Source organism: Bacillus sp. L_1B0_5, from assembly GCF_000836715.1.
GTDB classification, from domain to species: domain Bacteria; phylum Bacillota; class Bacilli; order Bacillales; family Bacillaceae_G; genus Bacillus_A; species Bacillus_A thuringiensis_S.
Map to the genome: position 1 here is coordinate 1 of NZ_JXIS01000125.1, position 8,261 is coordinate 8,261.

Here is an 8,261-nt window from a genome sequence, read left to right on the forward strand (position 1 = left end):
GATTCTAATTGGTGGATACCGTATCATGATTTATCTGTTGCAACAGAAAGACTAGATTATGTCATTGCGAAAGAGTTTTTGGGGTTAGAAAAATGCGGTACATATTGGGGTAAGAATCGCACACCATTTATTAGAATGCCAGTTGAATATTTTAATCCCGTTGAGGAATCCACTTTTATTTTAGAAAAATTAGGGAGGCAATATAACGATCTATTGAGCGTAAAAGAAAATGGATGCTGGTACCTAACAGTGAATAAGAAAATATATAGTGAAAAACGTCTAGGGATAGCCGCCTGTTTAGCCGCTGTTGATATTGTAAGAAATAAGAAATAGGGATTTGACTTTAAGGGTGAAATACACATTCAAATGATAAATAGGGGGAATTAAAATGTTACATGCAGTAAGACAAGAGCAACAATATTGGAAAGGGCAAAAACAAAAATTTCGGAAGGAAAACAAAAAACTGTTGATATCGCTAGAATCACATTTGTATGAGAAATTGGAAGAATTAGCACTTTATAATGAAAACTTAGATCAGATTGCATTGGAATTAATAACAGAGGGATTAGATTACATTTACATGGAAGATGTACCTGTGCAGCAATCTCATGCTTTTCAGCATTTTATTGAATTTGAATTAACGCCATTTCAACATAAACTCCTACAGCAATTAGCGCTCAAACGGGGATGTTCGATAAGAAAAATGGCATATACAATATTACGTTTTATGCTCCGAACAAAGTAAAAGAATCCAACTATAAAAGAAGGATTCTTTTACAAGGTATTCGCTGGCAAATGACTTCATCTCAGGAATTGAGTCTGAACCACTCAATTCCTTTTTTATATTATAAAAAAGAAGGTCATTTGTCAAAATCATTTGCATAGAATCACAAATGATTTTTAGAACTTACACAGAACACTTTCAGAATGTATTTAATTTGTTTGCCCTTTACCTCTTAGTAAAACGAAACCCTAAGATATAATAACATAAAATATAAAGTTTTTGTCTCACAAAAATCTATTGATTTTGTATGAAGTTTTTATATACTAAAAGTGAGTTTCCGACTGTAATGAGGCGGCACTTATATAGTGATACCAATCTGTTGTATGTACGGAAAAAGAGATCGGATATTCCGATCTCTTTTTCGCGTAAGGGTTAAAGATTAGGTACTACTCCAACTCATATTCATTTTATGTTTAATAATAAGAAAATTCAATCTTATTATTTATTTCTCAATATATTTCATTTGTTTTTATATTATAATATGATTAATTCTTTTTATTTATCTCTATATATCTGTATCTTCCTGTTATGAATCCTTAAGCCGAGGATTCATTTTTTTATGGTACTCTTATACTTTTCCATTACTTCATATATTAAAAGGTCTAATTTTTGACTGAAATCAATTACTTTTTGATGGGAAAATCCATATTCCATTACAAGGTAAATTAATTCTTGTTTTTGTACTTCTATTTGATTATATAAAAGCCGCATTTTCATTCTTTTTTTAAACTCCTTTACATATATGTATATATTTCATAATATACGAACCTATAAAAAAATAAACAAAAAAACAAGACTAAAACTAGCCTTGTTTTAAAATGATAATGACTAACTCTTATATGTAGCGTACATGATATATATCAATTTTTGAAGTGGAATTTATTTGAAAAACGATAAAAATATTATAGATGTAAGATTATATTTTTTGTAAAGAAACGGTTGAGATAGCTTTTTTATAAAGAAACAGTTGCTTTCCATTGCTTAAAATTAATACTGAAAATTTATCGACAGCAATAATTTTTCCAGGTACTCTAACACCGTTTAGTAGAAAAATTGTTACTTCTTTCTTTTCTTCCATTAATTTGTTATAAAAATTTTCTTGTGTATATATCATTTAGATGGTTGCAACTCCTTCCCTTTTTTAGAACTGTTCATAGCATCTAAGAATACATATTCTTTTACTGTTAACTCAACAGTGGGACAATATTCAGCTTTCGATAATTCGTGAAATAAAGATAGATTTTTTTGCAATCTTTGAATCATTGTATCTAAAGTAATTTCGCCTACACCGTACTCGATTACTGGATTTAAAAATACGTCTATATCTATTAAACTTGGCTCAATTAATGAAATAATCTCTTGTACCTTTGGTAAAATAATTGTTTCATAACGTTGTTTGAATAGCTCTAAATCTTCTGGTGCGGGTTCGTTTTCACATAGCTTTTTAAAAGATACTACACGAATGTCATTTCGTAATGACTTAATACGTTCTTCATAAAACGCTTTATCAAACCCTTCTTTGTCAGCAACATCATAATGAAGCTCTGTTTGTGATCTACGTTTTTTCTTATAAGAATCCATGAGGATTTTCTCTTTTGCATTAAACATCATGATAAAAACAGTACGTTCTAAATTCATGATTTGGTTTGTTACGCTTAATGTTTCATCTAATATTTTTGCGCGTTCTTCTTCACTCAACTTTTTTATAGAGGATGGAACAAGGTTTTTAACATTATCAAATGACTCTGAATTTGTAATGTGTTGAAGAGAAAATTGAGCAACCTCTGGTAGACAAGGATCAGTTGTTTTGTCTAAGAGTAACAAATCTTTAATCGTTCGCACAGTATTTTTGATCTCTTTTTGAGCTTGTCGAACTTTTTCTATGCTTCTTTCCATATATTCTGGTTGTTTAAGACGATTGAAAATGTATTCTCTTCTTTCTTCAAAATGTTGCTGTAAAAGTGACATAGTTGTTTCCCCTCTCTAAGTGTCTTACGGTTTTAAAATCCTTCTCATGGATGCAAAAGGAACAGTATAATTATAACATTTTATACTTTGAGACGATTTTAAAATTCGTATATTTCGGAAATTTCGAGAAGACACTTCTTTTTCGTGTTGTACTTGCACAAGTTTCATACTGTCGGCATATAGCTAATAGCGTAAAGCACGCTGATAGCTAATGATTAAAAATGTGGCCTAAAAGGGTCATTTTTTTATGGGAAAAGTGATATTACCGCTCATATCGATTAAATAAAAAAGTAGAGAATTTTTTTGTATAAAAAGGTGAATAACGTACAAACAGAAAGGAATACGTTTTAGTAATACCGATATTATCGGTCACATCGGGGAGGGTGAACAGAATGGAAAGATCAAAGTTTAGTAAACCTGTAGCATTTAATAAGAAGAATGAAAAGGATCGGATCATGTTACAGCATGTAAAGCGTAAAAATTTTTCGGGTTATGTAAAGAAATTGATCTGGAACGATATACCTGATAAACATAAAAAAATAACATGCGAAGAGGATAGAAAACAAGTACCCTCACCAATTCGACAAGACGAACAGAGTGTAACAGGAAAGCAGAAATTAAGTGTCGCGGCACGTATTGAACAAATTAAGGCGCAAACAAAAAGACAGGAGCCTTCAAAAAGCTCACTGCCTGTATTTTTACCCAACAAAAACATTAACAAGTGATCCAATAATCGCGCCTACAGCGACAGCAATTGCAACATGCATATCGTTAGACCTCCTACTTTTCATTTATAAGTAGTATGTGTAGTTCTTTTAAAATTATACGAGGGGTGTTGCATCATGACTAAGACAGAAACGATTTCTTTTCGCTCTTTTATGGACCAAAGTTATAAAAAGAAAGCACATAAAGAAACGAATAGTAAGAACGTACTTAAAAAGGTTTTTACCGCTACAGGGAGTTCATTAATATTAATACTTCCAAAGGTAACATTTGCCGCGGGAGTTAACGGGACGTTTGGCAATGTTCATAGTGCCATTATGAACGGGTTTGATGCGGGCGTAGTTTTAGTTATTATCTTTTCGGGCGCGGCCTGGGCATTGGGTCACCGTACAAAGGCAATAGAAATTTTAATTGGTGCATGTTGTGGGTATATCTTGGCTAGACATGCGGTTGACATAAGAGACTTTTTAAAGGGAATTTAAAAGGAGGGGTCCTTGTGAAATTCATTTTAGAAGGTGGAAAAATGATTGCAGCTAATACAGCTGGGTATATTGGAGAAAAGGCAAAAGAGGGTTCTTTTTTAGATCAATTAAATAATTTTAGTGATGCTATTGTAGGGAAGGAAATGGAATGGATTTTTAAGCCAGTTGGTGAATTTATGGTTGATATAGTAAGCGAATTAGGTCATTGGTTTATTCTAAATTTGCCCGATATTATGGGATATGGTGCATTGGTGACAGCTGGATTTATCATGATAGGTTCAATGACAAACAAAGGCGGAATGATGAAGCCGCTTGCCTATTTTGCAGGCGGACTTATCTTAGCAATATGTATATTAGGAGGGGCCTAAAAATGATACAGGGAGAAGGCTTTATTATATGCGATAAAGAAAATACAAACCTTCCTGTTTTGGCACAAAATGAATATTTGCCAGTATTATATGAACCTAAGAAAATAAAAAAATCCTGGTTTAAAAGAAAAGAGATATATTCTTTAAAACAATTTTTACAAGTAGAAAAAAACAAAATGGTTGTATATCGGATTATTCCTCATGCGGATGTATCTAATAATACAAAGCGTTTATGGCGGGCGATCCATAAGATGTATGAAATGTACGAAAGTATGGGAAGTCGTATAGAAAGAAAAGGGATTACATTTCATTATCGTGAAAAGGACTATTTCTGGTTTGATGTTGTTTTCAAACAGGAAAAGGGCCAGAAGAAAATTGAATTTTATGTAGCAACTAGCGAATATCAAGCATTAAAGCTTAAAAGAAAACTAGAAAACAAAATGAGTGTGACAATTAAGGAAGCGGAAATATCAGATTTGCAAATTTCTAATGAAAATACAATCGTACAAGAAATGCGATATTTGAAACATGACATCTTTTCTTTAAATACAAATAGCAACGATACAAAAACGCCTATTGGTAATATTTTAAGTGTTATTGATGAACTAAGTTATGATGGAGACATTTGCCGATTGAGTATTTGTAATGAAGCGGAAAACCGTCAGAAATGGGTAAAAAACGCTTCCTGGGCCATTGAAAAGTTAAAGAAGGGGAAACCACCCCAACGGGTTAATATGAGCGGCAGACGACTTGTAACAGGGGCTAAAATTGGTGTTGCGGCTGTTATTAATGAAATAAATGATTTATTAACTGATACATTCCAGGCGTTCTCGAACGCTTTTTTTAAATCAGATAAAAAATTTAGCAAAGAGCACATCATTAAAAAGGCACATACAACCGCTGATGAAGTTGGAACAAATCGTGTGAGTTATGACAAAGGAAATCAGCCTGTTTTTAAAACGCGTATACGGGTGGCCTCACATTCCCATGATCGGTTAACCAGGGAGACAATGGGGGAAACCTTAGCGCTTTCTATGATGGATTTATCAGAAACGAATGAACTACATGGCGTAAAAATAAGAATGAGAAAACGCCAAACAGAAATATTACAGGAATTAAATACATTCAAACTATCAAGCAAGACAAAGTTTGATCCGAATGTAAATTTGATGAGTACCGATGAAATGAGCAAATTAGCTTTGCAAATGCCTGTAAAAGAATTGCAACGAAAATATGCTGATGCATTGAGTGTAAAAAAGAAAGTTGAAATTGAGATACCAGCGATTATGCGGGATGAGAAAGGAATATTTTTAGGACATTCGGAATTGAAAGATCAAAAAATACCAATCTATATGCCAATAGATAATCCAGATAATTTTTATAGAGGTTACGTCTTTATAGGAGGACAGGGGGCTGGTAAAGATACAGCAATTAAGAATTTTGTTATTGAGGGAAATACAAAACATAAGATTAGTTTTATCATACCAGATGCAATTGTAGAAGAAGGTGGGCGGGGTATGGCAGACGGGATTCGTGATGCATTACCAACAGAAAACATTATTGATCTGGATTTAAACGACAGTGATTATATCCCACCTCTAGATTTAACAGAAGTAATTACAAAGCTAGGGCGGAACGGTGCTTCAAGATTTGCGGATGAAATGATTGATTTCATGCAAATTGAAGGATTAAGCCGAAGTGAAAAATATTTAACGGATGCGGCCAAAGCAAGTAAAGGAAGTCTATTTAATATTAAACGTATTATAGAAGATGAGGACTTTCGGGTAAATCGCATTCAAGAATTAGTGAATGAAGGGAATTTGCGTCTTGCGAATGAGCTGATACAGTGGGGAGATAATGAACAATTAGGGAATAAGTGTGATCCCATCATAACCAGATTAAACCGCTTTTTTGGGAATGAAAGATTGTATGATATCTTTGCACAAGACCCATTGAAAGAACTTGATTTTGGTAAATGGATGCAAGAAGGAAAAGTTATTATTTTAAGGGTTCCAAATGCTAGGGGATTAGGGGAACATGCAGTAAAAACCCTGGTTCACTGGATCACACTAAAAACCTTCATGACCAGGTTATTAATGAGTAAAAAAGAGCAAGAAAATGGGGCGTTTATCATTTTTAATGAACCCGAGCAATATGAAAGTGAAGGATTAACTAAATTGATGGGTAGAGTGGGTACAGAGGGCAGAAAAGAGAGACTAGGAAGCATCTATGCATTTCACCATTGGAACAAATTGAAACCGTCATTACAAGAGAATCTACAAGGTGGCGGCGTACAGCAATTCCTATTTATGAACGATCATACAAAGACATTTGAATTATCTAAGTATCGATTTGAGGATACAATTTCACTAGAACAAGCATATAAAATACCAGCACATCACGCGATTATCAGTGTAAGAGCTGGGGGAGAAATGCAACCATCGTTCATTTGTAAAATGGCGCGACCGGTTAAACCAAAATATGATAATAGCTTTCTAACAAAAAGGCATTCTCGCATGTATGGCCGATCCTGGACCGATCTACAAAAACAGTACGGATAAAGCAAAGGCACAAGGGCAATAGTTCTTGTGCCTATTTACATTTTCCAAAAGTCATGTGGTTGTGCGTAGGGGTCTATTTTTCTAATAGCTTTCAAGAGCTTTTTCATTACAAGGGGTGTTGGGATATACGTTTTGTCGCGACAAGCCTTTGTTAAAGTTGCGCTAGATATTTTTGTAGCTTTCAGTATCTCTTTTTGCTCAATCCCATGACGATCTAGCCATTTTTTAAAAAGAGTCTTATTATCTTTAAAAAACATATAACACATCTCCTAAACTTGTTAATTTATTTACAAGTTTGGACATATATTTCAGAAAATATTCTACCCATTATTTTAAAAACTTAAATTTCCGATTAGAATTTCATAAATTCATAGAGCAATCAGACGAATGATTTTGTTAATTTTATGCTTGGAATCTGGTATACATATAATGCAAAGATTTGACTTAGGCATCATACAACAAATCTTTGCAAGGCGGTTTCCAAAAACATTTTGACATTTACACGCAAGAAAATATAAAAAAAGATTTAAATTGCAAACAGCAAATTAGAATTTAGTTTTGAAGAAAAATAATTTGTGAGTAGAACAAAAATAAAGACGCATGATGTAGTTTTTCATCATGCGTCTTTATTTTTTGAAAAGAGCCTAGACCAGAATCCTTGTTTTTGCTCTTGGGTAGATGCTATGAGCTTTTGTGATTCACGCATTTCATCAAAATCTCGTTTCAATTGTTCATATTGCAATAATAGGTTTTTATTTAGCTCGTTAGCAGACTGTAATTCTTGGAGAATTTGTTGATTTGTTTTTTCTTGTTCTTGAAGTTGTCTCATAAAAGTTTCTAAAGTTTGAGCGACTTGTGAGCTATTCAAAGTTAGTTCATTTTCTTGATGAGCGGGGGGCGCCCAATCGCTCGTTTTTTCTTTAAACTCTTCTACAACAGCTGTTGCGGCCTCTTCTTTTTTTACTTTTTGTTTTTTGGTCAAATACCTATACTTTTCTAATGCTTGTATATCTTGAGCGGTAAATGCGCGACTGTCATTTGCACCTTTTGCGAATTTATACCCGCTCACTTCTAGTTCATTCGCCCAGCGCTTTAAAGTGCTATCAGATATTTGTAGTTTTTCAGATACTTCATGTGTCCAGTAAGCGCGTTCTTGTGATGTGGTATCATTCATATGTTTATCCTCCCTCGCTCAAAGGTCGTTCAATTCCAATTTTGAAGTGTAATCTTTGTTTAATCAAGTCTTTGTAAGTATTTTCTTTAATAATCTTCATGGTTTTCAAATTCATGGAAAGATATTCATAGTAAAAAAGAGTTGCTCTTATAAAAGAACAACTCTTTCTTTGCTTTATGCATATGGATCATCTTCTAAATC

General features: G+C 33.3%; 11 protein-coding genes. 6 read left to right on the plus strand and 5 right to left on the minus strand.

Features of this window, described 5'->3' with window-relative positions; all coding sequences use genetic code 11:
* The coding region (locus tag RT27_RS35485; protein ID WP_043938527.1) for a hypothetical protein at positions 1-333 on the plus strand (333 nt) is incomplete at its 5' end.
* A 55-nt stretch (positions 334-388) separates the two neighbouring features.
* Positions 389-745, plus strand: a complete 357-nt coding sequence (locus RT27_RS28975) for a hypothetical protein (protein ID WP_043938529.1) — start codon at positions 389-391, stop codon at positions 743-745.
* Positions 746-1,333: 588 nt separating this feature from the next.
* Here RT27_RS28975 and RT27_RS28980 read toward each other — a convergent pair.
* The 3 genes from RT27_RS28980 to RT27_RS28990 all read right to left on the minus strand — a co-directional run bounded on the left by RT27_RS28980 (position 1,334) and on the right by RT27_RS28990 (position 2,752).
* Positions 1,334-1,501 carry an aspartyl-phosphate phosphatase Spo0E family protein gene (locus RT27_RS28980; protein WP_043938530.1) on the minus strand — a complete coding sequence of 56 codons (168 nt, stop codon included), beginning with the start codon at positions 1,499-1,501 and terminating at the stop codon, positions 1,334-1,336.
* 199 nt (positions 1,502-1,700) lie between these two features.
* Positions 1,701-1,898 (minus strand): RNA chaperone Hfq, encoded by a 198-nt coding sequence (hfq, locus tag RT27_RS28985; protein ID WP_043938531.1) that lies wholly within the window; start codon positions 1,896-1,898, stop codon positions 1,701-1,703.
* Positions 1,895-2,752 carry a hypothetical protein gene (locus tag RT27_RS28990; protein WP_043938532.1) on the minus strand — a complete coding sequence of 286 codons (858 nt, stop codon included), beginning with the start codon at positions 2,750-2,752 and terminating at the stop codon, positions 1,895-1,897. The genes hfq and RT27_RS28990 overlap by 4 nt, the downstream gene beginning before the upstream one ends.
* A gap of 392 nt (positions 2,753-3,144) precedes the next feature.
* Here RT27_RS28990 and RT27_RS28995 point away from each other — a divergent pair, with 392 nt between their 5' ends.
* The 4 genes from RT27_RS28995 (at position 3,145) to RT27_RS29010 (ending at position 6,886) form a co-directional block, all read left to right on the plus strand.
* Entirely contained in the window at positions 3,145-3,477 is a 333-nt protein-coding gene (locus RT27_RS28995; protein WP_043938533.1) for a hypothetical protein, read from the plus strand.
* Between the two features lie 117 nt (positions 3,478-3,594).
* On the plus strand, positions 3,595-3,957 hold the full coding sequence (locus RT27_RS29000) for a hypothetical protein (protein WP_000167718.1): 363 nt from the start codon (positions 3,595-3,597) through the stop codon (positions 3,955-3,957).
* Between the two features lie 14 nt (positions 3,958-3,971).
* The gene (locus RT27_RS29005) at positions 3,972-4,325 is read left to right on the plus strand and encodes a hypothetical protein (protein ID WP_000668764.1); all 354 of its coding nucleotides are present in this window, start codon (positions 3,972-3,974) and stop codon (positions 4,323-4,325) included.
* Between the two features lie 2 nt (positions 4,326-4,327).
* Positions 4,328-6,886: a hypothetical protein gene (locus tag RT27_RS29010; RefSeq protein ID WP_043938536.1), complete on the plus strand. Its 2,559-nt coding sequence runs from the start codon at positions 4,328-4,330 to the stop codon at positions 6,884-6,886.
* A gap of 35 nt (positions 6,887-6,921) precedes the next feature.
* On the opposite strand, the gene RT27_RS29015 is transcribed toward RT27_RS29010, so the two are convergent.
* On the minus strand, positions 6,922-7,143 hold the full coding sequence (locus RT27_RS29015; RefSeq protein ID WP_000465161.1) for a helix-turn-helix transcriptional regulator: 222 nt from the start codon (positions 7,141-7,143) through the stop codon (positions 6,922-6,924).
* A 359-nt stretch (positions 7,144-7,502) separates the two neighbouring features.
* Positions 7,503-8,060, minus strand: coding sequence for a MerR family transcriptional regulator (locus RT27_RS29020; RefSeq protein WP_043938537.1), 558 nt, complete (start codon positions 8,058-8,060; stop codon positions 7,503-7,505).
* Between the last annotated feature and the right edge of the window lie 201 nt (positions 8,061-8,261).

Excerpts from the sequence above, each read along its gene's own strand:
- RT27_RS28995 (WP_043938533.1), top strand. The coding sequence starts at position 3,145 with ATGGAAAGATCAAAGTTTAGTAAACCTGTAGCATTTAATAAGAAGAAT.
- RT27_RS28990 (WP_043938532.1), bottom strand. The coding sequence starts at position 2,752 with ATGTCACTTTTACAGCAACATTTTGAAGAAAGAAGAGAATACATTTTC.
- RT27_RS29015 (WP_000465161.1), bottom strand. The coding sequence starts at position 7,143 with ATGTTTTTTAAAGATAATAAGACTCTTTTTAAAAAATGGCTAGATCGT.
- RT27_RS29000 (WP_000167718.1), top strand. The coding sequence starts at position 3,595 with ATGACTAAGACAGAAACGATTTCTTTTCGCTCTTTTATGGACCAAAGT.
- RT27_RS29020 (WP_043938537.1), bottom strand. The coding sequence starts at position 8,060 with ATGAATGATACCACATCACAAGAACGCGCTTACTGGACACATGAAGTA.
- RT27_RS29010 (WP_043938536.1), top strand. The coding sequence starts at position 4,328 with ATGATACAGGGAGAAGGCTTTATTATATGCGATAAAGAAAATACAAAC.
- RT27_RS28975 (WP_043938529.1), top strand. The coding sequence starts at position 389 with ATGTTACATGCAGTAAGACAAGAGCAACAATATTGGAAAGGGCAAAAA.
- RT27_RS28980 (WP_043938530.1), bottom strand. The coding sequence starts at position 1,501 with ATGAAAATGCGGCTTTTATATAATCAAATAGAAGTACAAAAACAAGAA.
- hfq (WP_043938531.1), bottom strand. The coding sequence starts at position 1,898 with ATGATATATACACAAGAAAATTTTTATAACAAATTAATGGAAGAAAAG.